The following is a 24,336-nucleotide window of genomic DNA, read 5'->3' as shown; positions in this document are numbered from 1 at the left end:
ATGGATAAAAAAATAGCAGACTTATATGACGCGGGCAAAGTTGACCGCGCCATTCACTTATTAATTCAAAAAATTGATGATCACCCGCAAAATGTTGAAAACTATTTGCAGTTATCGACATACTTGCTTGAGCAGGGCAGCAGCGATCAAGCACAAAAGCTGCTTGAACAGGCTGAACATTTGGTAAAAAAGCCTCAAGAGCTCTACTATAATCTGGCTGTTTGTTATTACAGTCAAGGTGATTTTGATAAAGCTTTGGCTTTGCTTGATCAAATTGAAAATGATGATTTGACTTTATATCAAAAAGCACTAGTTTATTTAAAACTGGGACAGGGTCAAAAGGCACTTGCATATGCATTAACCATCAAAAAAATTGACGAGCGAGTTTTAGAACTGATTGGCGATATTTGGCTTAGTCTAGGCAATTTAAAACAGGCTGAGACAAGCTATCTAAAAATTCCAGAAGAAAAAAGAACAGCAAAAGTTTATTTTCTTTTGGGAGTTAGTTTATTCGCTGATAATCGTGATCAAGCAGAAAAGTATTTTGCTCAGGCAAAACAAATGGATCCAAAATATTATCAAGAAGCGCAGCAGCAATATGGTAATTTACTAGGCTTAATAAGCGGCAAGGACAATTAAAATGGTTAAATTTACAGGAAAAGTCAACGGCATTGTCTTTGAAAATGATCAGGATATGTTCAAAATCCTTGATGTAGAAATACTTGGCAAACTTGAAGGCTATCCTCGTGATGAAATAAAGGTCACTGGCAGCTTTGGCGAAATCCAGATTGCAGGACGCTATCAATTTGATGGTCGCCTGATTATGCATGACAAATTCGGCCTGCAATTTCGTTCAGATAGCTATCAACAAGTGATGCCACATGAGGAAGGCAGTTTGACCAAATATTTAAGTTCAAACAAATTTCCTGGCATCGGCTTAAAAGCTGCAGGAAAAATTATTGATGAACTTGGAATTAATGCCTTGGATGTTTTGAAAAATAATCCTGCTAAGATCGATACTTTGGCCTTAACGCAAAAGCAGAAGGACAGTCTTTTATCAGGAATTAATTCAATGGACTCCTTTTCAGAGATAATTTTAAAATTAGCCCAATATGGCGTTAAGAAGAAGGTTGCCACTCGTCTATATCAGTTCTATCATGGCGAGGCCTTAAAAAAGCTGCAGCAAAATCCCTATGCAGCGATTGCTGAAGTGCAAGGCTATGGCTTTAAAACGGCAGATATCATTGGTCGTGAATTAAATATTAAGGCCGATGATCCTAAGAGAATCCAAGGGGCAGTTTATCAAGTTTTAATTGATGCTTTAACCAGCAGTGGCGATACTTATGTTGGATTAGCTGAATTGTTAACTGAAAGCAGTAAAATGCTTGATATTTCGGCCTTTGATCCAATTGCTAAAGAAGTAAATACGCTGCAAAAGAACGGTAAAGTTGTCGTTGATGGTGAAAATGCAGCTATATCTAATATTTATGAAACTGAAGTAAATATTGCCCGAACGCTAAAAAATTTAGTACAACGCCGGCAAGACCAGCATGACGAAACATACTCTGATAGCGAGATGGAAGATGCTATTGAAGAAGCCGAAAAAAAGTTAAAAATCAAGTATGATGATACACAAAAGGCTGCAATCAAAAATGCTTTGAATAATCCAGTTTCGATTTTGACAGGTGGTCCCGGAACTGGAAAAACAACGATTATTAACGGTATCTTGCTGTCTTTACGGCAGTTGGCCGATATTCCAGCTTCTGCATTATACAGTGAAGACCCACCGTTTTTACTAGCTGCACCAACAGGCAGAGCAGCTAAAAGAATGGGTGAAATCACCGGCATTGCTGCAAAAACTATTCACCGGTTGCTTGGTCTAGGAATTGGCGAAACTGATGAAGCCGAACTCAACGAATTGAATGGAGAAATTTTAATTATTGATGAGATGTCAATGGTTGACATGTTCCTGTTTAAGCAATTGGTCTCTAGCATCAATCAAACTCGGCATATCGTCTTTGTTGGAGATAAGGATCAGCTGCCATCAGTCGGAGCTGGGAATGTTTTTAGTGATCTGATCAAATCACATGCTTTTCCAACAACGATTTTGAAACAAATTCACCGTCAAGGCGATGATTCGACGATTATTACCTTAGCCCATGACGTAAATGACGGCAAAAATCAGGATGAGCTGTTCAAGAAAACCAAAAACTATTCATTTATCCCTTGTCAGCCGCAATTAGTCGGAGATGCTGTCGGACAAATTGTCAAATTGGCGTTAAAACGGGGGTTTTCTAAAGATGATATTCAAGTCCTCGGTGCAATGTATCACGGCAATGGTGGCATTATTAATTTGAATGATATTTTGCAGGAAATTATGAATCCACCAAAAGCCAAAAGCAAACAGGTTGAGGCTCATAACGAAAATTTCCGTATTGGTGATCGAGTTTTGCAGCTGCAGAACAATCCTGAAAAAGACATTTACAACGGACAGATTGGTAAAGTCGTTGGCATTGATGATCACAGTTCCGATAAATGTTTGATTGCCAATTTTGATGAACGTGAGGTTGAATTTAATAAAAAAGACCTGTCTGATTTGACACGGGCTTACGCAATTACTATTCATAAATCACAAGGGTCTGAGTTTCCGCTGGTAGTTTTGAATTTAACTATGCAAAATTACGTCATGCTAAAAAGAAATCTTCTTTATACAGCAATTACGCGAGCGGAGAAGAATCTCGTGCTAGTAGGTGAGCCGCGAGCATATATTACGGCTTTAAATACTCCTGGCAATGATCGAAAGACCGGCTTAACTGCAAAGTTGCAAAAAGAACTGAAAGTTGATCAGTCAAATGATGATGCTGCAAAAACTGCAAAAAAGCTGCCACCAAAATCAGCAGAACAAGAAGATTATATTTTAACTAAAGAAAAAATCTATTCAGGTGAAATTGATCCAATGATTGGGATGCAGGATATTAGCTTAAAAGCTCGTTAATCGATTCTAAAAGCCAGTAAAATAAGTTAAATATTAGATGTTAGAGTCAAAGTCCAATGTTATTCGCCCTAAGTTTAGCTTGGGGCTTTTGTTTTGGGAAAAGAAGAATTGCAATGAGTTCATATTATGAATTAAAATGGCACGATGAAGATTTATCTAAATATTCAACAGATAAGCTCTACTTTATTTGGAATGTAGTTAAGCAGCCGCTTCGCCCTGAATATCGACAAATGCTAGGAGAATTAAAGTGGCGTCAAGCTAAGAAGAAGCAAACGAATACTTTAGCCAAAATTAAAGAGATTATTTCTTTGCGGACAGATAGAAATGAATTACGTAAAGCTTGGTTGAAGTTGCATCCGCAAGCTAAAAAAGAAAGAACAGGGAAAACCATCTCCGAATTAGCGCAGATGCTGCCAGAAATTTCGAAGCAATTAGGGGCTTTTATTGAATTAGAAAATATCGAAATAAAATACTTTGGTAGTGATGGTGAACCTTATTATGAATTGACAGATTTTAGGGATGTCTTTCCGAATAATTACTTAAAGAGTGGTTTTAAAAAATATGGAATTGCCGAAAAGAAGTTTTTACAACTAATAGGTAAAGCGCATCAAGAACAATATCGAAAATTACGCCAGCAAATTGAGCTTGAAGAAGACAAAAATGGCGAAATCATTATTCCATATTATGATGCGGTTGAGTTAAAACATATTTTGGAAGAAGCAGGTTAGAGCAAAATATTTTTAAGGAGTGCGAACAAAAGGTGAAGCTTAAAGCAGAATTTATTCAAAGTGAACTTGGCAATTGGGTTGCAAGAAATACCGCTGTTATTCCGGTTAGTTCAGATATCTTTGAAGTGGCGACAACTGAAATTGATTCTTATGGTGACACGATTTATTGCTTTGTTAAACAGGTTGATAATTTGTATCAAATTAGCGATGAGGGCCGAATGCTTTTTAAACTGGATCCAGGTGCAAGCGATCAAGAACTTTATGAAACAGCAGAAGCAATTGCGATAGGGGCCGGTTTTGATTATGATGAAAAGCATTGTGAAATCTCGGTAACAACCGATCAAGATAATTTAGCGCAAGCGATTGTTAAATTATCACAGCTTCAATTGGCAATATCATATTTGGGTTAAAAAAAGCTTGGTTATAAAATAACCAAGCTTTTTATTGTCTTAGATTAAATGAGTCAATTTGAAATGCAACTTTGAATTTTTGCTTTTTTTGATCTTCGCCGTCAATTTGGTCATATTCTAGCTTAGAAGTGACAATATCAATTTTACTGCCGGCAATGTCATGAAAATGCGGATCATAAACATGAGAGCCGTCCTTTAACAATTTAGCAAAAAGGCGAATAAACTTATGCAAACTCGGCTTTTGAACAACGACCACATCTAAATGATGGCTGTGAATGTTAGCTGAAGGCAAAATGCAAATCCACCGCCAAAATATGGATGATTTGTGGTAGTGACAAAGTAGACATCATCGTATTGCAATATATGATTGTCCTTTGTTACTTTGACAGAGAAAGTGTCCTGTCGGCAAAGTACATAATAATATTAGACGCGTAAATTAAATTGCCGAGATGAAGCTTATTCAATTTTTCCTTCATTTTTTGATGATTGCTGCTGTATATGACAAAAGCATCAAACCCAATCCCAAAATTATTTACAAAATAATATGGTCGGTTGTTTTTTAACGAAGAAATAAACTTGCCACAGTCAACTGGATGATAATCTAAATTTTGTAAAAGTCGATTTACCAATTCTTCCGGCTTTTTTGATAAATGAGCAGCACGTGCAAAATCATTGCCAGAACCAGCAGGGAGATAGGTAATTGGCGTTTCGGGATGATTTGAAGTTTTAATTCCATTGAGAATTTCGTTTAAAGATCCATCTCCGCCAATAACAATCAAAATTTCATTTTCTAGATGGGCGAGGTTGCCATAGTTTTTAGCTAAGCTGATTAATTCTCCAGAATAATTGCTTATTGGTAATCAAAGGGTAGGAGCTTCTCCTGCAAAACTTTGCTAAGCTCGGAAAAAGTATCACAAGCTTGGCCATTGCCCGCCACGGGATTCAAAAGTAAATGTATTTTTTAATATTTTGCATTTTTGACTTGTTTTTCTAAAAAAAAGAAAACCCTTGCGGGCTTCTTTTAAATTTATTTCTTTTCAACAATCATTGGTAAAATCATCGGTCTTCTTTCTGTCTTGGAATATAAAAAGTCAGAAAGGTTTTCAATAATTGCCTTACGAATATCGCTATCTTTAGGCTTATCCGTTTTAGCCATTTCATTTCTGAGAACGTGGTAAACATGTTTTTGTGCCTGACTAATTAATTCAGTAGATTCGCGCATATAAACAAATCCACGACTTAAAATATCAGGTCCAGCTAAAACGCGCTTATGTTTATAATCGACAGTAGCAACAGCTACAACTAATCCTTCTTCAGATAGAATTTGTCGATCATGAACAACTACGTTGCCTACATCTGCTTTACCTGAAGTATCAACATAGACATCACCAGCTGGAATATAACCGGCAATTCTTGCTCCTTCAGGCCCAAAGCAGACTACTTCACCATTTGATAAAACAAATGTGTTGTCAGCTGGAACGCCAGCTTCTTGTGCAAGTTCGGTATGAATAACCTGCATTCTGTATTCACCGTGAACAGGAATCATGTACTTAGGTTTAGTTAACCGAACCATCATCTTTAATTCTTCTTGACCACCATGTCCAGAAGTGTGGACGTTGTTTACACGACCATGAATTACATGTGCGCCACCTTCCATTAACTTGTTAATTAAGTGGTTAACGCTTAATGTGTTTCCTGGAATTGGGTTAGATGAAAAGATAACTGTGTCATCAGGCTGTAAACTGATTTGACGGTGAGTACCATTAGCAATTCTGGATAGGGCAGCTAATGGTTCACCCTGTGATCCAGTACATAAAATCATTACCTTTTCAGGTGGCGTATGATTAATTTCATCCGCATCGACAATCAAACCTTCAGGCAAATTAAGATAGCCTAAATCAATCCCATTTTGTACGCCATTTTCCATGCTTCGACCAAAGATGGCAACTTTTCTGCCAGTATCAATTGCAGCTTGAATAGCTGTTGATACACGGTAAAGATTTGAAGCAAAGGTAGCAAAAATGATTCTGCCTTTAATTCCAGTGATCATGTCATGTAAAGATTTAGCAACAAATCTTTCAGACTTAGTAAATTGCTGTACTTCGGCGTTGGTTGAATCAGACAATAAAGCTAGGACGCCTTCATCGCCAAGCTTGGCCATTTTTTGAAAGTCTGGAGCCGGCTGATCCATTACTGGTGTTAAGTCAAACTTAAAGTCACCAGTAAAGACTACTACTCCAAGTGGAGTATGAACAGCAATTCCCAAAGTGTCAGGAATAGAGTGAGTAGTTCTAAAGAAGGAAACACTTAATTTATTGAATTTTAAAACTGTATCTTCATGTTCTTCATGAAGCTCAGTTGTATTCAAAATACCGTGTTCTTCTAACTTGCCTTTGATTAAAGCTAAAGCAAATGGAGTTGCGTAAACAGGAATTTCAGGAATTTTTTCCAATAAAAATGGAATGCCTCCGATGTGGTCTTCATGTCCGTGACTAACAACTAGTGCTTTAATCTTTTTACGATTTTTAACCAGGTAGGAATAATCAGAAATAACATAATTGATACCTAGTAAATTGTCTTCGGGAAACTTAATGCCACAATCCATGATAATAATTTCATCTTGGTATTGGACACAGTACATATTTCTACCGATTTCGTGCAGACCCCCGATGGCGAAAACGGCAACTTCATTATTTTTTATTCGCACTCTTATTACTTCTTATCGAACGACGTTAATTTAAAATCAGCGTGTTCTTTTTCGTACTTTAAAGAGTTTCCAGTTAATTCTTGGATGAGTTCAATGTTGTAGGGGGTATTATCCTCAACCAATGTTCTTGCTTCGACTTGGTTGTCTGCCTCCATGTAAAGAGTTTGTGTTGTTTCTCTACGTGGGTTAACAATCTTGTCTTTTTGATACAAAACTTTGTAGATCATATTATAATCTCCTTAATTTATTGTAAAAAACGTTCTCAAAATGAATATTTATAAAAAATATTCCATAGCTAATAAAAATTTTATCATAATTAATAAGGTAAGTATAGAAACAAGCTAAGTGTTATGACTTTTTTTAAAACAGAGAATATGTTGACTATAAATAACAAAAGGACTACCATAAGACATGGTAATTGCCTTTTATAACTCATTTACTTGAAACAAAGAAGCCTCTTCGATCTTCTTAATTCCTACATAAGCAAAAAAGCTGTTGGCTCAGTCATCCAGCGGCTTTTTTCTTTATGAAATTTTTAATCTAAAAGAGCACTGACCTAAATCATTGGTTAGTGCCTTGTTATTTTATTGTCTTAAAAATAACATATTAAGAAATGACGATGGTGTTTTCGTCCAAATGGAATGGGTCTTGCTTGTTGATCCGATCGTAAAAAAGGTGACCGTTAAGGTGGTCAATTTCGTGACTGGCAACAATTGCAGGATAGTCTTTTAAGCGAATTGTTTTTTCTTCACCATCTACAGTGAAATAGTGAATAGTTAATTTATCTGGACGAGGAACGTAACCATCAATTTCTTTATCAACACTTAAGCAGCCTTCACCTTCACTTAAACAAACTTTTCTGACAGACTCAGAAATAATTTCTGGATTTACAAACGTTTCTTTAAAAAGAATGTTTCCCTTGTCATCTGGAACAAGCAAGGAAGCCATTTGCACGCTTTCATCGACTTGAGGAGCGGCCAAACCAACGCCGGCACGAAGTTGATGTTTTTCAGCAATTTTAGGATCTTGTGAATTAATTAAATATTCCATCATATCTTTTGCTAATTGCTTGTAATGATCGCTAAGTGGAAAAGTAAGTGGTTGCGCAACTTTACGTAAAACGGGATTTCCGTCACGCGTAATATCTTTCATTAAAATCAATTTGATATCTCCTTTATAATCATTTTGTCTCAATATTATTTTTACCATAAATTAATAAGCAATGGCTAATTTTTGCCAATAAAAAAGATAAAATGCAAAATTAGTCTTAAACGTTGACCACCATAAGCTTAGGTGGTAAAATTACAAGACGTAACTATACAGATAGAAATGCACTTCGATAAAGCGTAATGCGCTACCGAAACTGTGACCGGGTCACAGTTTTTTTATTGAAGATGGGGAGGAATACTTTTGTCAGAAAAAAGAAGAGACGATCTTAGAAATATCGCTATTATTGCCCACGTTGACCACGGTAAAACTACTTTGGTTAACCAATTATTGAAGCAATCCGATACTTTGCCAGAACACATGAATCTGGAAGATCGTGCAATGGACTCAAATGCTATTGAACGTGAACGTGGTATTACTATTTTGTCAAAGAATACTGCTGTTAAGTACAAGGATACTACTATCAACATTTTGGATACGCCAGGACACGCCGACTTCGGTGGTGAAGTAGAACGTATCATGCACATGGTTGACGGAGCTCTTTTGCTTGTTGATGCATACGAAGGTCCAATGCCACAGACTCGTTTCGTTTTGAAAAAGGCTCTCGAAGCTGGTGTTAAGCCAATCGTTGTCTTAAACAAGATTGACCGTCCAGGTGCACGTCCTAAGGAAGTTTTGGATGAAGTTCTTGAACTTTTTATTGAATTAGGAGCTAATGATGAACAGATTGACTTCCCAGTAGTATATGCTTCAGCTTTGAACGGTACTTCATCTTATGATCCAGATCCAGCAAAGCAAGAACATACTATGGATCCTATTTTTGATACTGTTATCAAGAATATTCCAGCCCCAGTTGATAATTCAGACGAACCTCTTCAATTCCAAATTACTATGCTTGATTGGGATGACTACGTAGGTCGTATCGGTGTTGGTCGTATTTACCGTGGTAAGGTAAAGGTTGGCGACAACATCACTGTTATGAAGCGTGATGGCTCAACGCAAAACTTCCGTGTTACTAAGTTGTTTGGTTTCTTCGGTTTAAAGCGTAATGAAATTAAAGAAGCTAAAGCAGGCGACATTATCGCTATTAGTGGTATTAACGATATCTATGTTGGTGAAACGATTGCTTCAGCTGATCACCCAGAAGCTTTGCCTCTTCTTAAGATTGATCCACCAACACTTCAAATGGACTTTGTTGCTAATGATTCACCATTTGCTGGTCGTGAAGGTGACCAAGTAACTCCTAAAAAGCTTGAAGATCGTTTGATTCGCCAAACTCGTACTGATGTTTCATTAAAGGTTGAACCAACTGACCAATTAAACGCTTGGACTGTTTCTGGTCGTGGTGAACTTCACCTTTCAATTTTGGTTGAAGAATTACGTCGTGAAGGCTTTGAATTACAACTTTCACGTCCTAAGGTAATTTATCGTGAAATCGACGGCGTCAAGTGTGAACCATTTGAAGCTGTTCAAGTTGATACTCCAGATGAATACGTGGGTGGCGTTATTGACTCACTTTCACAAAGAAAAGGTACCATGCAAAACATGGAAGCAATAGGAAATGGGCAAACTCGTTTGGAATTTCTTGTTCCTTCACGTGGTTTAATTGGTTACAATAACGAATTTATGTCACAAACTGGTGGTTATGGTATTTTGAACCACAGCTTTGACTCATACAAACCAATGATTAAGAACTGGGAACCAGGCCGTCGTAACGGTGCTTTGGTTTCAATCAACCAAGGTCAATCAACTACTTACGCACTTCAATCAGTTGAACAACGTGGTGTATTGTTCATTGGTGCCGGTGTTGAAGTTTACGAAGGTATGATCGTAGGTCAATCTTCTCGTGAACGTGATATCGCAGTTAACGTAACTAAGGGTAAGAACTTAACTAACACCCGTGCTGCAGGTAAAGACCACGCAGCTGCCATTAAGACTCCAAAGAAGATGACTTTGGAAGAAGCTATCGAATTCTTGAACGATGATGAATACTGTGAAGTAACTCCTAAGTCAATTCGTCTTCGTAAGAAGATTTTGAACACTTCAGAGCGTCAAAAGGCAGACAAGAGACGTAACCGCGCTTAATTAAAGATTTGAACAAAAGCCATCACTGTTATGCGGTGTTGGCTTTTTTGTTTTATAATTAAACAAGCATATTTATTTAAAAAGGAGACGGCAGCGGTGCGTCGAAAAATACATTATCTGAATTACAATATTTTTATTCCATATTTGCTTTTAGTGATTATGGGTGTGATCTTAGTTTACTCAGCTAGTTCTGACATTTTGTTGCAAAATGGTTTTAAACCTTCAACATATGGAATTAAACAAGCAATTTACGCTGCCGTAGCCTTTTTCATATTTGGAATTCCATTTTTTGCTTTAAAATTGGAAGTTTTCAAGAATAAAAAGTTTGTTATGTACTTCCTTTTGATTAGTTTGGCTATGCTGGCCTTCTTGGTTGGATTAAAAATTGTTAAAGGCTCAAGCGCTGCCGTTAATGGGGCTGTTGGATGGATAAATTTAGGTTTCATTAACTTGCAGCCGCTTGAAGTAGCTAAGCTTTCGCTTGTTCTTTATTTAGCCTATGTCTTAGATCGACGCGATGGCAAATTAGTGAAAGGACATATTTGGTCAAATTTAGTTCACCCTGCTTTAATGACTGCAATTATGATGGCTTTGGTCATCGTTGAACCAGATTTTGGGGGAACAGCAATTTTATTCGTGATTGCATTGGTAATGTTTTCTGTTTCTGGTATTCCAACTTCTCTAGCTATTCGCTGGTTGATTGCAATCGTAATCGCTGTTTTTGCAGTCTTTTTCCTAGTTATTTTCTGGAATCCTAAATTTTTGCAAACCAGTTATCAATTTCAAAGACTACTTTCCTTTTTGCATCCCTTTGAATTGGAACGTAAGGGCGGTGCCCAGTTGGTAAACTCTTATTATGCAATTCATAATGGCGGACTCTTTGGCGTAGGGTTAGGAAACAGTATGGAAAAACGGGGATATTTGCCAGAACCATATACTGATTTCATTTTATCGATTACCGCAGAAGAACTTGGAGTAATTGGAGCTATTCTTATAATTGGATTATTATTTTACTTAATGTGGAATATTATGGAGGTTGGTATCCATGCTACCTCGCAGTTCAACGCTCTAGTTTGCTTCGGTGTCACGACAATTATTTTCACTGAATCACTCTTTAATATCGGTGCTGTAGTTGGTTTATTGCCGATCACGGGGGTTACGCTGCCGTTTATTTCTTATGGTGGTTCATCTATGATTGTTTTGACTTGCTGTATTGCATTAGTACTGAATATTTCAACCAATGAAAAAATTAAGAAGGAGGAAGATGAGACAGTCGCATGAGCATCGATGAAGAATTGAAAGGAGCCGGTTTGCAGCAGCGTACTTGCTTATTGATCTACTTGTACAATGTTGGCGATCAATATAAGCTGAGAAAATATGGCGATATTGTCTATTTTTCTAAGAAGATGAAATATTGCGTGCTTTACCTAGATAGTGAAGAAGCAAATAAAGTAAAAAATGAATTGGCTCATTTAGATTTTGTTGAGCGAGTTGAATTTTCTGATGAAGAAGACGTTGATTTAAGCAGCAGTCATATCGAACAGCAGATTGCAGATATGGCCAAAGAAGCTGAGATAAAATTACAATCAAAAAATGAGGATTTGTTGAAGTGAGAATCATATCAGGCAAATATGCAAAGCGTAATTTATTTACTTTAAAAAGTCGAAAAACCAGACCTACTAGTGATAAAGTTAAGGAATCACTTTTTAATTCTTTAGGTCAATTTTTTAACGGCGGTGAAGTACTGGATTTGTATGCGGGCAGTGGAGCATTAGGAATTGAAGCTGTTTCTCGCGGGTATAGTCATGCAACTTTAGTTGATATTAATTACGCTGCTGTTGAGATAATCAAGAAGAACGTTGCTTTAACGAAAGAAGAAGATAAGTTCTCTGTTTTTAAAATGCCAAGCAAAGTGGCATTAAAAAAATTCGCTGAAAGCGGTAAAAAATTTGATTTGGTCTTTTTGGATCCGCCATATGCTAAACAGAAAATGAAGTCCGATATGATTGAGATGCTGAATAATAATCTTTTAAATGAGCGCGCAATTGTTGTTGCCGAAACTGATGATCAAACTATTTTGCCAGAAATCGCTGGTTTTACTTTGATTAAAGACCATCATTTGGGCAAAACCATTGTCAGAATTTACCGAAAGGATTAAATTATGACGATTGCTTTATTTCCAGGAAGTTTTGATCCAATTACTAATGGACATTTGGATGTCGCTAAGAAGGCAGCGACAATGTTTGATAAAGTCTATGTAGTAATTATGACCAATACCAATAAACATTATCTTTTTAATTCGCAAGAACGTACTCAAATGGCTCAGGAAACTCTTAAAGACATCCCCAATATCGAAGTTTTAGCAAAGCCTGACCAATTAACGGTTGATGTTGCCAGGCATTTAAAGGCTTCGGCTATCATTAGGGGAGTCAGAAACACTGAGGATTTTTTATATGAGCAGCAAATAGCAGGGATCAATGAACGACTTAACGATCAAGTTCACACAGTACTGCTGTTTACAGATCCTGAGAATAGTTTTGTTGCTTCAAGCATGATTAAAGAAGTAGCGCGATTTAATGGTGATATTGAACAATTTTTGCCCGCTAATGTTGCGGATGCACTTAAAAAGAAATTGAGATGATTTTATGAGTCAATCCAAGAATGATAAGACAAAAAAAGTAAGACACAATTGGCTGATTGCTATCATTGTTGTCATTCTTTTAGCAATTATCGGCTGTTTGCCAACTAACTATTACATTGAAAGTCCCGGAGAAGTTTTCCCAGTTAGTGAATTTATTAAAACAAATAAGAAAAAAGTAAATAATTTAAACATGGTAACGGTAAGCATCAGTGCGCAACCGGTTAATGTTTTTCAATATTTATGGAGTTTTACTCAGCAATACGATACTCGCGTTCCAAGTAAAGAACTTCTTGGAGGACAGACGAATAGTCAATATGAAGAATTGCAAAATTGGTATATGGAAACGTCTCAGCAGAACGCAATTTATTATGCTGCTAAAAAAGCAGGTTTAAAACCAAAATTGCATTATATTGGCGTTTATGTAATGGCGATTCAAAATAATTCAAGCTTCAAAGGCAAATTGCAAATCGGCGATACGGTTTTAGGTGCTAACGGTCATCGCTTCCATTCGACCAAACAAATGATGACTTATTTAAATAAACAGAAAGTTGGCTCTAAAGTTACAATCACTGTTTTAAGAAACAAAGTAAAAAAGAATTACAGTGGGAAGATTGTCAAATTAAAGAATAGTACGCGTAAAGGTATCGGCATTCAATTAGTAGAGCATTTAACGGTAACAACCAATCCGAAAATTGAAATTAATGCAGGTGCGATCGGCGGTCCAAGTGCTGGATTAATGTTCACGCTTGAAAGTTACGAAATTTTTACTCATCAAAATCTGGCTAAGAATCATAAAATAGCAGGTACTGGTACCATTGATACTATTGGAAAAGTCGGAATTATCGGTGGGGTTGATAAGAAAGTAGTTGCTGCCGATAGAGCGGGGGCAGAAGTATTCTTTGCGCCAACAGATTCAACAGGGGTCAAAAAATCAAATACTAATTATGAAGTAGCCAAAAGAACGGCTAAGCGAATTCACAGTAAGATGAAGATTGTTCCAGTTGCTACTTTTTCAGACGCATTAAACTATCTGAAGAAAAATTATAAATAAAAACAAAAAAATTAGGCTCAGAAAAAAATTCTGAGCCTTTTTTTCGTATTTAAATAATGGGAGGTAGTTTATGAGTTTTGAAAAAATTAAAAATTGGATTATCGAAAAGAAAAATATTCTATTGATTGTTGGTGCAATTGTAGGCGTCATTTTCTTTTTACAGAAAAATGATCAATCAAATAGCAGCGAAGCTAATACCCTAATGTCTGAACAAGAAAAAAGTTCGAGCAGTTTTAGCAGTGCGGCTTCAAGCAGTTCATCCGTTTCTCAGGCAAGCAGCTATTCTTCATCACAAAATAAAGAAGTTACTTGTGATATTTCTGGTGCTGTAAAGCATCAAGGCGTTTATACCTTAAAAAATGGTGCCAGACTGCAAGAATTGATTGAAGCAGCAGGGGGGTTAAAAAGCAATGCGCAGCTAAAAGCAATAAACAGGGCCATGACTTTAAAGGATCAAGATAAGATTCATATTCCCTATAAGGGTGAAAAAGTAGATCCGGCAACGACCGTTTCTGGGAACAGCACTAGTGAAAAAAATGATGCTTCAAGCAGCAGTTCTAGTGATGGCGAAAAAATAAACATTAATACTGCAAGTGCGGCCGATCTGCAAAAATTAAATGGAATTGGAGAAAAAAGAGCAGAACAAATAATTGCTTATCGTGAACAAAATGGCGATTTTAAGAAGATTGAAGATCTAATGCAGGTCTCAGGAATTGGGGAAAAGACTTTTGCAGCACTCAAAGACCAATTGGCTATTTAATTTGCTTCAGCCAGGATATTTGCTGCTTTTTTGTTTTTTGACCGTCTCGGTTTCAATGCTATTTTTTATAGCTAAAAGCAAGTGTCAGCGAATAATTGTCTGTTTGTTGCTCATATATTTTGGTTATCTGTTATTTAAAAAATATGGACAGAATTTATTAGTCTCAGTGGCTTTTTTAGCGATATTTTTCTTATTTGCATTCAAAAATAGTCAAATTAATGAAGTTTCTTTAAATGAAGATACCGTAGTTAAAGTGTATCCTGATCAAGTTAAGATTAGTGATGACTGGATGTCTGCAACTGGTAGAGTTGGCAAAACTTCAATTTTAATTAGTGGAAAAATTGCCGCGGAACAAAAGCGCTTGCTAACATCAGGCAAAACAGTACAAATAAATCATTTAAATGGTGAAGTATCTCAAATATTGCCGGCAACAAATTTAGGAGAGGTAGATTATCGCAAATACTATGCCGAAAAGAGAATTACTCAAAAAATAGAATTCAAAAATTGTCAGATGCAGCCGGTCAGCTTCGGCTTCAAGGAAAAGTTGCATCATTTAAGGTTTAATTTGCAACAATATTTTAGCCAGATGCCACCATTGTTGAGCTTTTTTACTAGCGAGTTGCTTTTGGCAGAAAATCCATCTTCTGATAAAACTATTATGAATAATTATCGTGATCTTGGTATCATCCATTTGCTTAGCATTTCAGGATTGCATGTTGGCATTTATACCTTAGTGATCAGTACGATTCTTTATTTACTGAAATTCACTGATCGACAAGTCTTTTTTGTCTGTGTGCTATTTTTATTCATTGGAATTTTCTTAAGTGCTGGACAGGCAGGCTTTGTGCGCGCTAGTTTGACTTATTTGCTGGAAGAAATCTTTTCTTTGCGCAAATGGAAGATTACAGGATTTGATCTCTTAGGATTAACCTGTCTTATACATTTGTTGTTTTTGCCACGTTTATTTATGAGCAGTGGAGCTATTTTAAGTTATATATTAGCTTTTGGTTTGCAATTAACCCAAGATAAGCAGGGACTGATGCAATCCTTTTTAATGAATCTTTTATTGACGCCATTTCTGCTCTTTTTCTTTTTTCAAGTAAATGTGTTAACAATTATTTTTAATAGTTTGGCAATACCATATTTTAATTTTGTGGTGATGCCGGCCTCGTTTTTAAACTTGGTAATTTTTAAGCTAAACCCAAGTTTAAGCTTGAAAATTGAACTGTTGCTAAAGAGTACGGAAGAAATTATTGGAAAAATTTCGCAAACAAAATTAGGATTAATTGTTTTTGGCAAAATTAATTGGTGGGAATGCTTAATAACTGTGCTGATTGCAATTGTTTTGATAGCTTATTTATCGAAGAAGAACGCAAAAAGAAAGTGGAAGCTGAGTTTAGCTGCCGGATTAATGGCTACTTATGGAATGGGTTTTTGCTTAATTCATTTTCCATTAGAAGGTCAGGTTACTTTCATCGATGTTGGACAGGGCGATAGCATTTTAATCACGACGCCATTTCCTAGAAAGGTATATTTGATCGATACCGGGGGAAAGCTTAATTTTTCAGGCAAAAAAATCACCCCGCAAGTGAACCGCATAACTTTGCCTTTATTGAAAGCACAGGGAATTAATCAAATTGATGGCTTGTTTGTTTCCCATCAGGATGCCGATCACGTTGGGGATGTAGGTCCATTGCTGGAGCAAATTAAAGTGAAAAAACTGTATATGGCAAAAGGATTGCTTAATAATCCATCTTTTTGTAAACGAATTGCCGGTAAAACCAGTCAAACCAAGTTGGTTGAATTGCTGGCGGGGATGCAGATCAAAGAACCCAAGATTAATTTTCAGGTAGTATATCCTTTTAAGCCCGGTGAGGGGAAAAATGAAGATTCATTATCGCTGACTTTTGAACTTGCCCATAAACGCTGGCTTTTTACCGGAGATTTGGGTCAAGATGGTGAAAAGGAAATTGCAGCAAATTATCCATTAAAAGTTGATTATTTCAAACTGGGCCATCATGGGAGCAAAACTTCTTCTAATCCGGATTTTTTGAAAGCAATTTCGCCGAGCATGGTTTTTATTTCGGCAGGCAGAAACAATCGCTTTGGTCATCCGCATCAGGAAACCTTGAGCACATTGCGCAGTTTGCGTATTCCGTGGGCTTCAACACAAGACTGTGGTATGATTAGCTGGTACTATGGCTTTAAAAAGCCTCACTTTGAACGTTTTGTCATGGAGAAAATGGAATGAATTTACTTTCTTTATTTAAGAATACGAATAACAATAATCCGCATACGCTAATATGGGGAGACGATGATTTCCTGAATGATTATTTGGCTCGTTCATATGTAAAAGATGAGCGTTTTGCTTCTTTAGATCATGTAATTGTTGATTGTGAAAATGATGGCCTTGACGAACTGATTGCTGCTTTGACCGAATCAAGCCTTTTTTCCAATCAAAAAATTATTACGGTTAAACAGCCATTCTTTTTAACAACTAAGGTTGCCAAAAAATATCAAAAGCAGCTAAAACAGCTGCAGGATATTTTTTCTCATTTGAAAGAATTGGAAGATGTTGTTGTAATTGTTGCTTCATATGAAAAAATTGACCGGCGTAAAAAATTAACCAAAACAATCATGGGATCATTTAATGTAGTTGACCCCCTTGTTAGACCATATGAGGTAGCAGCAATTGCGAAGGCGCTCATAAAAGCGGAGGGATATACAATTTCTCAGTCTGCGTTGCAGATTTTAGTAGAGCGCAGCGATCAAGTGATGGACACGATCTTAAGTAATTATGAAAAGCTGAAAATGGCTTGTGTGGACAAAAAAATCACAGAAGAAGCCGTTAAAACGAATGTTGATCTATCGCTAGCTCAAAATATTTTTGCAATTCTAGAGGCAGCTTTAAATCAGAACTATCAAGAAGCAATTATCAGATTAAATGATCAGTTGCGCGAAGGTACGAATGCAATTCAATTGCTGGCTGTTTTTGAAAATCAAATCGAACTTCTACTGGTTGTAAAAATTTTGGCAAAACGAGGAAGAAGCGAACCGCAAATAGTTAAAGAATTAGGCGTACATCCATATCGAGTTAAGCTCGCACTTAGAAGCCGGATTCAAATTAACAAATTAGAAAATCTTTTAGCAGAGGCAATTAAGCTGGAATATAACTATAAAAATGGAAATTATCATGACGATAACTTTATTAAAATGTATATTTTGAATGTTTAGAAATAAAAAAAGAAGGCCAGGGGCGTTAACCTCTGACCTTCTTTTGGTTTTTAATTACTTAGCTAATTTGCTCAAACGACTCTTATCACGAGAAGCTTTGTTCTTGTGGATCAAACCCTTTGAAACGGCCTTGTCCAAAGCCTTTTCTGCTTCTATGCGTAACTTGGAGGCGTCTTCTTCGCCAGCTTCTGCGGCAGCCTTGAACTTCTTAACAGCAGTTCTTAACTTGTTTAATTGAGCAGCATTACGTTTGTTAGCAGCGTTTTGAGTTTTAACACGCTTAATAGCTGATTTAATTTGTGGCATCAAATTCACCTCCGGATAATGACTTTTTACTTAATTGATTATACTTAAGAATAAAGCTCGATGCAAGGTAAATTATACTTGCTTTTTAAAAAAATAATTGTATCATAGTAAATGTTGTGAACCATTGACGCTGTTTTTTTGCTCACACCTGACGATTAACGTTGTCAATGGCAATTATTTTTAATTTTTGAAAGGTGAAAATTTATGGCAATTTCAAAAGAAAAGAAAGACCAACTTATTAAAGAATACGCAACCCACGAAGGTGACACTGGTTCTGTTGAAGTACAAGTTGCACTTTTAACTGAAGATATCAATAACTTGACTGATCACATGAAGAGTCACAAGCATGACCACCACTCATACGTTGGTTTGCTTAAGAAGATTGGTCACCGTCGTAACTTGCTTCGTTACTTACAAGATAACGATCTTGACCGTTACCGTGCATTGATCAAGAAGTTAGGTTTGCGTCGTTAATCTTAACTTTAGAAAATCATAGAAAGCTAGTCCTTTTGGGACTAGCTTTCTTGTTTTTGTCATCTATATATCTTTTATGCTAAAATTAATAAATACTATAAGTTCGTTTTGATCGTAAGATCCTTAAAAATGAAAAATCACAAATTAAATAAAGAGAAAAGGAAGTAAAATGGCTGATCAAATTAAAATTATGATTTTGAGTGGCGTACGTGAACAAGGAAAGGATATGTTCGCTGTTCAAGTCAACGATGAAATATTTGTTTTAGATGCGGGATTAAAGTACCCAGATAGTTCTTTATTCGGGATTGATGTTGTAATTCCTGATTTAGACTTCTTTGAGCAATATGGTGACCGGGTTGCAGGAATTTTCTTAACTCACGGTCATGCTGATTCAATTGGAGCACTGCCTTATATTTTGCGCAAATATGATATTCCTGTCTTCGGTTCACAATTGACGATTGAATTAGCAAAAATCGACGTTAAGCGCGAGAATAAAAAGCTTAAAAATAGTCTGTTTCATGTCATTGATGCTCATACTGAAATTGATTTCAAAAATGCCAGCATCTCATTTTTCCATACAACGCACTCAATTGCTGACTCATTGGGAATTGTTGTTCATACTCCTGCCGGTGAAGTGGTTTATACAGGTGACTTTAAATTTGATCCATCCGCAGCACCAAATTATCGGACCGATATGGATCGCTTGGCTGAAATTGAAACTAAACATGTTTTGGCATTATTAAGCGATTCCTCTAATGCAGAAGCTTGGTTCCCAAGTGCATCGGAACAGGATTTGGAAAAATACGTAACCGATGTCTTTAGAAAAGCTAAAGGTCGAATTATTGTTGCAGCTAAGGCTTCAAACCTTAATAGAGTGCAAGAAGTACTCAATGCGGCAGCTGCTACAGGTCGAAGAGTGCTTTTAACTGGCTGTGATTTTGCTAAAATCGTTCGGACAGCTATGAAATTAGGTTATCTCGATGTTCCTGATGGCCTTTTAATGAGAGTAAAAGACCTTAAGACAACACCTGATGATAAGACAGTTATTTTGGAAACCGGTCGGATGGGTGATCCTTTGAATTCATTGCAAAAAATGGCAAATAAGCGCCACAGTATGATTCGAATTCATAAAGGAGATTTGGTCTTTATTGCTACGACACCATCACACGCCGTTGAGACAATGGTGGCTGAAACTAGCGATATGGTTTACCGTGCAGGCGGAACAGTAATTCAGCTTGGTCGTGATAAGCATACTAGCGGCCACGCAACTGGAAGAGATTTGCAACTGCTAATCGATATTCTTAAGCCTGATTTCTTATTCCCAGTTATTGGTGAATATCGTTTAATGGAAATTCATAAGAACTTGGCAATTAAGACAGGAATGAAGAAAGAAGACGTCTTTATTTCTAAGAACGGCGATTGCTATAATTATGATTTCAAGAAAAAGCGCTTCTATTTAACTGATCCGGTTCCTGGTGAGGATACTATGATTGATGGTTCCGGAGTAGGTGACGTAGGTAATATTGTTTTACGTGATCGTGAAATCTTATCAGACGATGGTATTTTTCTTGCGGTTGTAACAATTGACCGCAAGAAGGAAAAGATTGTGGCTAGACCTCAAGTAACCAGTCGCGGATTTGTTTATATCAAGGCAAATCATAAGTTAATGCACGATTCAATTGAAGTTATTGAGAAAGCAATCAACAATAACTTTGAACATAAGAAGTTTGATTGGACTGAATTAAAGCAAGATGTAAGAAATGATCTTGAAAAGTTCTTGTACAAGCAAACAAATCTACGCCCTGTAGTTTTGCCGGTTGTGATGGAAGTCAACCAAAATCGCCACCGTGCTATGCAGAAGCTTAAAGAAAATAAGACGGATAACAATACGCAAGGTGAGAATGGCACACCAAATAAGCGTAAGAATTCTCGTAGTTCACAAAATCATAAAGCCGTTAAACCAAGAAAATGGAAAATAGTTAAAAAGAATTCTAAGCCAACAAAGGAAACGAAGGATAATTAATGACGACGTTGAGCCAAAAAAACTTGTTAAAGTTAGCTCAGGAAGATGAAGAAAAGGGCCAGATTTCTAATGCTATTCAACTTTTGGAAGAAGCATTGTCTTATGGTCGTTCGTCAGAAATTGTGATGTCGCTATGTCGGCTGTATCGCAAAAATAACCAAGAAGATCAGGCATACACCCTAATAAAGGAAGAACCTGATCTTTTTTCTGAGCCAGAAATATTTGAAGAATACAATAAAATCTTAGCAGCCAACCATTATTTGATTGAAGCATTACAAATTGAGAATCTTTTAGGCAAAAAAATGCCAATCAAAGTTTTTCCGGAAAAGTTAGATGCTCAGAATAATTTGATGCAGAAATTCAAAAGTAAAAAAGAAGTCAGTCAGTTTGATTACCAAAGCTTGCTTAAACTGGATTTGGTTAATTATAAAAATTTTGCTCAAAGTCTTTTACTAGACCCAACGCAGAATTTCGCTGTTAGACTTTGTTTATGCGAAGATTTTGTTAGATTAGGAATAAGCGATAGAATTCAAGTTTGGGCCCTTGGACAAGTCGAAGAATTCATTCCCAAAGAAACAGAGCTTTTAGAAAAAACAACGGTTTATCGTGAAGTTATCGGCGGAATCGGGGATCGCTTTAGAAACAATCCAAGTCAACTGCCATTAATGTTAGGCGAAACAAACATCGTGTTAGGCAGTCTTTACCCTAAACTGAACAAATATATTAAAGATACGGATAGCTTTACTAGCGATTTGATTTCGTATCTTGAAACTAAGGACGGTCGAACACATCAGAAACTTCTTGACCGCGTTTATGCAAATTTACCAAAATAATTTTTGCAAAAAGGTTTACTTTTTAAATCTATTTAGTATAATTAGCTAAGGTTATTTTCATTAGGGCATAGCACTAGCATTTTTTACTAGGCATTTGCCGATGAAAGTAGTACAATATTCAACAGAGAATTATCCGTTAACTTATCTCAACGGACTTCTTGCAAATTTACAGGAGGGTCATTTTAATGGCAGAAAAAGAACATTATGTTAGAACTAAGCCACACGTAAACATTGGTACTATCGGTCACGTTGACCACGGTAAGACTACTTTGACAGCAGCTATCACTACTGTTTTGGCAAAAAAAGGTTTGGCAAAAGCTGAAGACTATCACCAAATCGATGCTGCTCCAGAAGAAAAGGAACGTGGTATTACTATTAACACCGCCCACGTAGAATACGAAACTGAACATCGTCACTACGCTCACATGGACGCTCCAGGTCACGCCGACTACATCAAGAACATGATTACTGGTGCTGCACAAATGGATGGTGCCATCTTGGTTGTTGCCGCAACTGATGGTCCAATGCCACAGACTCGTGAGCACATCTTGCTTGCTCGTCAGGTTGGTGTTCAATACATTGTTGTATTCTTGAACAAGTGTGATTTGGTTGACGATCCAGAACTTATCGACTTGGTGGAAATGGAAGTTCGTGACTTGTTAACTGAGTACGATTACCCTGGTGACGACATTCCAGTTGTTCGTGGTTCAGCTTTGAAGGCTTTACAAGGTGACAAGGAAGCTCAAGATCAAATCTTGAAGTTGATGGAAGTTGTTGATGAATACATCCCAACTCCAGAACGTCAAACTGATAAGCCATTCTTGATGCCAGTTGAAGACGTATTTACTATTACTGGTCGTGGTACTGTTGCTTCTGGTCGTATCGACCGTGGTACTGTTAAGATCGGTGACGAAGTTGAAATCGTTGGTTTGGTAGACAAGGTTCTTAAGTCAGTTGTTACTGGTTTGGAAATGTTCCACAAGACTTTGGACGTGGGTGAAGCCGGCGATAACGTTGGTATCTTACTTCGTGGTATTAACCGTGACCAAGTTGTTCGTGGTCAAGTATTGGCTGCACCTGGCTCAATTAAAACCCACAAGGAATTCAAGGGTCAAGTTTATATCTTGAAGAAAGAAGAAGGTGGACGTCACACCCCATTCTTCTCAGATTACCGTCCACAATTCTACTTCCACACCACTGATATCACTGGTGAAATCGAATTGCCAGAAGGTACTGAAATGGTTATGCCTGGTGATAACACAGAATTTACTGTTAAGTTAATCAAGCCAGCTGCCATCGAAAAGGGTACTAAGTTCACTATTCGTGAAGGTGGTCGTACCGTTGGTGCTGGTCAGGTTACTGAAATCCTTGACTAATTTCTAACGATATAGCAAAAAGATGTACTTCTGGAAAGAAGTGCATCTTTTTTTGCTCAAAATTTGTTTTTTGTTTCCTTTTAAGGTAAGATAACTTAGTATGCAAGTAGCAAACTCAAACTTGACATTGGAGGTATTTAATTAATGTCTGTAAAATGGGAAAAAACCGGTAAGACAACCGGCGAACTTACTTTTGATATTTCACAAGATGAAATTAAATTAGGTTTAGACCAAGCATTTAGAAGAGTTAAAAAGAATTTGCGTGTTCCTGGTTTTAGAAAAGGTCACGTATCACGTGTAATCTTTGATCAATACTATGGTGAAGAAGCTTTATACGAAGACGCTTTAAACATTGTTTTGCCAAATGCTTATGCTGCTGCTGTAAAAGAAGCTAAGATTAAAGCAGTTGGTCAACCACAAATTCAAGCCGTATCAATGGATAAAGGTAAGGATTGGACTATGAAAGCTATCGTTTCAGTTCAACCAGAAGTTAAATTAGGTGACTACGAGGGTCTTGAAGTTCCTAAGCAAAACACCCGTGTTTATGCAAAAGATATCGATGCCGAACTCAACAAGCGTCGTGAACAAAATGCTGAACTTGTTCTTAAGAAAGACAAAGCAGCTAAGGGTGATACTGTAACTATCGACTACAAAGGTACTATCGATGGTAAGGCCTTTGAAGGTGGCTCAGCACAAAACTACTCACTTGAATTAGGTTCAGGTGCATTTATTCCTGGCTTTGAAGATCAACTTATTGGTCACAAAGCAGGTGATGAAGTTGATGTTGTTGTAACTTTCCCTAAGGATTACGGTGCTAAGGATTTAGCAGGTAAAGAAGCACACTTTGCTACTAAGTTACACGAAGTTAAGTCAAAGCAACTTCCTAAGTTGGATGATGAGTTTGCAAAAGACGTTGATGATTCTGTAGATACTCTTGATGATTTGAAGGCTAAGATCAAGAAGAACTTAAAGGATCAAAAAGAAAAAGAAGCTAAGAATGCTATCCAACAAGCTGCTATTGAAGCAGCTGTAAAGAATGCTGAAATTGACGAAATTCCTGATGCAATGATCCAAGAAGACATTGATACTCAATTGAGACAATACTTGGGCAACATGCAACGTCAAGGTATTGATCCACAAACTTACTACAAGTTGACTAATACCAACGAATCACAATTGCGTGCACAATTTGCTAAGGATGCTGCTGAAAGAGTTAAGATCAACTTAGTCTTAGAAGCTATTGCTGATAAGGAAAACTTTAAGGCTACGAAGGAAGAAATTGATAAAGAAATCAAGGATCTTGCTAAGGAATACAACATGGATGAAAAGACTGTTCGCAACACTTTAAGTGACGATATGTTAAGCCATGATATTACTGTTCGCAAGGCTATGGACTTAGTTACTGACAGCGCAAAGCAAGTTGCAAAGTCAAAATTTAATGAAGAAAAAAAGTCTGATAAATAATTATTGATTTTTCAATAATAAAAAGGCGGCTGCTAGACAGTCGTCTTTTTATTTTCAATGAGCAAAAATTCTTTATTATCTC

24 protein-coding genes are annotated in these 24,336 nt (G+C 36.8%); 18 read left to right on the top strand and 6 right to left on the bottom strand.

All coding sequences use genetic code 11. The features are described 5' to 3' along the window. From D0Z64_RS04025 to D0Z64_RS04010, 4 genes are all read left to right on the top strand, one after another. Positions 1–639 carry a tetratricopeptide repeat protein gene (locus tag D0Z64_RS04025; RefSeq protein ID WP_080881460.1) on the top strand — a complete coding sequence of 213 codons (639 nt, stop codon included), beginning with the start codon at positions 1–3 and terminating at the stop codon, positions 637–639. Between the two features lies 1 nt (position 640). Next, positions 641–2,995 carry an SF1B family DNA helicase RecD2 gene (gene recD2, locus D0Z64_RS04020; RefSeq protein WP_080881459.1) on the top strand — a complete coding sequence of 785 codons (2,355 nt, stop codon included), beginning with the start codon at positions 641–643 and terminating at the stop codon, positions 2,993–2,995. 113 nt (positions 2,996–3,108) lie between these two features. Next, positions 3,109–3,723: a hypothetical protein gene (locus D0Z64_RS04015; RefSeq protein ID WP_080881458.1), complete on the top strand. Its 615-nt coding sequence runs from the start codon at positions 3,109–3,111 to the stop codon at positions 3,721–3,723. 32 nt (positions 3,724–3,755) lie between these two features. Further along, positions 3,756–4,133 carry a DUF1828 domain-containing protein gene (locus tag D0Z64_RS04010; RefSeq protein WP_006351436.1) on the top strand — a complete coding sequence of 126 codons (378 nt, stop codon included), beginning with the start codon at positions 3,756–3,758 and terminating at the stop codon, positions 4,131–4,133. 31 nt (positions 4,134–4,164) lie between these two features. Here D0Z64_RS04010 and D0Z64_RS08715 read toward each other — a convergent pair whose 3' ends face one another. From D0Z64_RS08715 to def, 5 genes are all read right to left on the bottom strand, one after another. Continuing rightward, the gene (locus D0Z64_RS08715) at positions 4,165–4,425 is read right to left on the bottom strand and encodes a diacylglycerol kinase family protein (RefSeq protein ID WP_320051441.1); all 261 of its coding nucleotides are present in this window, start codon (positions 4,423–4,425) and stop codon (positions 4,165–4,167) included. A gap of 85 nt (positions 4,426–4,510) precedes the next feature. Next, positions 4,511–4,912, bottom strand: a complete 402-nt coding sequence (locus D0Z64_RS08710) for a diacylglycerol/lipid kinase family protein (RefSeq protein WP_320051440.1) — start codon at positions 4,910–4,912, stop codon at positions 4,511–4,513. A 248-nt stretch (positions 4,913–5,160) separates the two neighbouring features. Beyond that, positions 5,161–6,840 carry a ribonuclease J1 gene (gene rnjA / locus D0Z64_RS04000; RefSeq protein WP_080881457.1) on the bottom strand — a complete coding sequence of 560 codons (1,680 nt, stop codon included), beginning with the start codon at positions 6,838–6,840 and terminating at the stop codon, positions 5,161–5,163. Positions 6,841–6,845: 5 nt separating this feature from the next. Continuing rightward, a complete protein-coding gene (locus tag D0Z64_RS03995; RefSeq protein ID WP_006351440.1) occupies positions 6,846–7,067 on the bottom strand; it encodes a DNA-dependent RNA polymerase subunit epsilon in 222 nt (73 codons plus the stop codon). 379 nt (positions 7,068–7,446) lie between these two features. Further along, positions 7,447–8,001, bottom strand: a complete 555-nt coding sequence (gene def / locus D0Z64_RS03990) for a peptide deformylase (RefSeq protein WP_040456835.1) — start codon at positions 7,999–8,001, stop codon at positions 7,447–7,449. Positions 8,002–8,250: 249 nt separating this feature from the next. Between def and typA the strand changes: the two genes are divergently transcribed. The 9 genes from typA to holA all read left to right on the top strand — a co-directional run bounded on the left by typA (position 8,251) and on the right by holA (position 17,778). Beyond that, positions 8,251–10,092: a translational GTPase TypA gene (gene typA / locus D0Z64_RS03985; RefSeq protein ID WP_080881456.1), complete on the top strand. Its 1,842-nt coding sequence runs from the start codon at positions 8,251–8,253 to the stop codon at positions 10,090–10,092. Between the two features lie 96 nt (positions 10,093–10,188). Further along, the gene (locus tag D0Z64_RS03980) at positions 10,189–11,373 is read left to right on the top strand and encodes an FtsW/RodA/SpoVE family cell cycle protein (RefSeq protein ID WP_040456838.1); all 1,185 of its coding nucleotides are present in this window, start codon (positions 10,189–10,191) and stop codon (positions 11,371–11,373) included. Then, positions 11,370–11,705, top strand: coding sequence for a YlbG family protein (locus D0Z64_RS03975; protein WP_006351444.1), 336 nt, complete (start codon positions 11,370–11,372; stop codon positions 11,703–11,705). Before D0Z64_RS03980 ends, D0Z64_RS03975 begins: the two co-directional genes overlap by 4 nt. Then, a complete protein-coding gene (rsmD, locus tag D0Z64_RS03970) occupies positions 11,702–12,250 on the top strand; it encodes a 16S rRNA (guanine(966)-N(2))-methyltransferase RsmD (protein ID WP_006351445.1) in 549 nt (182 codons plus the stop codon). The genes D0Z64_RS03975 and rsmD overlap by 4 nt, the downstream gene beginning before the upstream one ends. 3 nt (positions 12,251–12,253) lie before the next feature. Then, positions 12,254–12,733 (top strand): pantetheine-phosphate adenylyltransferase, encoded by a 480-nt coding sequence (gene coaD, locus D0Z64_RS03965; protein ID WP_006351446.1) that lies wholly within the window; start codon positions 12,254–12,256, stop codon positions 12,731–12,733. 4 nt (positions 12,734–12,737) lie between these two features. After that, a complete protein-coding gene (locus tag D0Z64_RS03960) occupies positions 12,738–13,784 on the top strand; it encodes a SepM family pheromone-processing serine protease (protein ID WP_080881455.1) in 1,047 nt (348 codons plus the stop codon). A gap of 70 nt (positions 13,785–13,854) precedes the next feature. Further along, a complete protein-coding gene (locus tag D0Z64_RS03955) occupies positions 13,855–14,544 on the top strand; it encodes a ComEA family DNA-binding protein (RefSeq protein ID WP_006351448.1) in 690 nt (229 codons plus the stop codon). Further along, positions 14,513–16,795, top strand: coding sequence for a DNA internalization-related competence protein ComEC/Rec2 (locus D0Z64_RS03950; protein WP_080881454.1), 2,283 nt, complete (start codon positions 14,513–14,515; stop codon positions 16,793–16,795). The genes D0Z64_RS03955 and D0Z64_RS03950 overlap by 32 nt, the downstream gene beginning before the upstream one ends. Beyond that, the gene (gene holA, locus D0Z64_RS03945) at positions 16,792–17,778 is read left to right on the top strand and encodes a DNA polymerase III subunit delta (RefSeq protein ID WP_127345653.1); all 987 of its coding nucleotides are present in this window, start codon (positions 16,792–16,794) and stop codon (positions 17,776–17,778) included. The genes D0Z64_RS03950 and holA overlap by 4 nt, the downstream gene beginning before the upstream one ends. A gap of 54 nt (positions 17,779–17,832) precedes the next feature. On the opposite strand, the gene rpsT is transcribed toward holA, so the two are convergent. After that, a complete protein-coding gene (gene rpsT, locus D0Z64_RS03940) occupies positions 17,833–18,084 on the bottom strand; it encodes a 30S ribosomal protein S20 (RefSeq protein ID WP_006351451.1) in 252 nt (83 codons plus the stop codon). A 204-nt stretch (positions 18,085–18,288) separates the two neighbouring features. Between rpsT and rpsO the strand changes: the two genes are divergently transcribed. The 5 genes from rpsO (at position 18,289) to tig (ending at position 24,254) form a co-directional block, all read left to right on the top strand. Continuing rightward, the gene (rpsO, locus tag D0Z64_RS03935) at positions 18,289–18,558 is read left to right on the top strand and encodes a 30S ribosomal protein S15 (RefSeq protein WP_006351452.1); all 270 of its coding nucleotides are present in this window, start codon (positions 18,289–18,291) and stop codon (positions 18,556–18,558) included. Positions 18,559–18,727: 169 nt separating this feature from the next. Next, a complete protein-coding gene (locus tag D0Z64_RS03930; protein WP_127345652.1) occupies positions 18,728–20,581 on the top strand; it encodes a ribonuclease J in 1,854 nt (617 codons plus the stop codon). After that, positions 20,581–21,414, top strand: a complete 834-nt coding sequence (locus tag D0Z64_RS03925; RefSeq protein WP_006351454.1) for a hypothetical protein — start codon at positions 20,581–20,583, stop codon at positions 21,412–21,414. The genes D0Z64_RS03930 and D0Z64_RS03925 overlap by 1 nt, the downstream gene beginning before the upstream one ends. A 185-nt stretch (positions 21,415–21,599) precedes the next feature. Continuing rightward, positions 21,600–22,790 carry an elongation factor Tu gene (tuf, locus tag D0Z64_RS03920; RefSeq protein ID WP_080881452.1) on the top strand — a complete coding sequence of 397 codons (1,191 nt, stop codon included), beginning with the start codon at positions 21,600–21,602 and terminating at the stop codon, positions 22,788–22,790. 144 nt (positions 22,791–22,934) lie between these two features. Continuing rightward, entirely contained in the window at positions 22,935–24,254 is a 1,320-nt protein-coding gene (gene tig / locus D0Z64_RS03915) for a trigger factor (RefSeq protein ID WP_080881451.1), read from the top strand. The last annotated feature ends 82 nt before the right edge of the window (positions 24,255–24,336 follow it).

Origin of the sequence: Lactobacillus amylolyticus (assembly GCF_003999355.1) — a bacterium.
Classification (GTDB): Bacteria; Bacillota; Bacilli; order Lactobacillales; family Lactobacillaceae; genus Lactobacillus; species Lactobacillus amylolyticus.
Note: the sequence above shows the minus strand (reverse complement) of the source record. Positions and strands in the feature narration are given on the sequence as shown.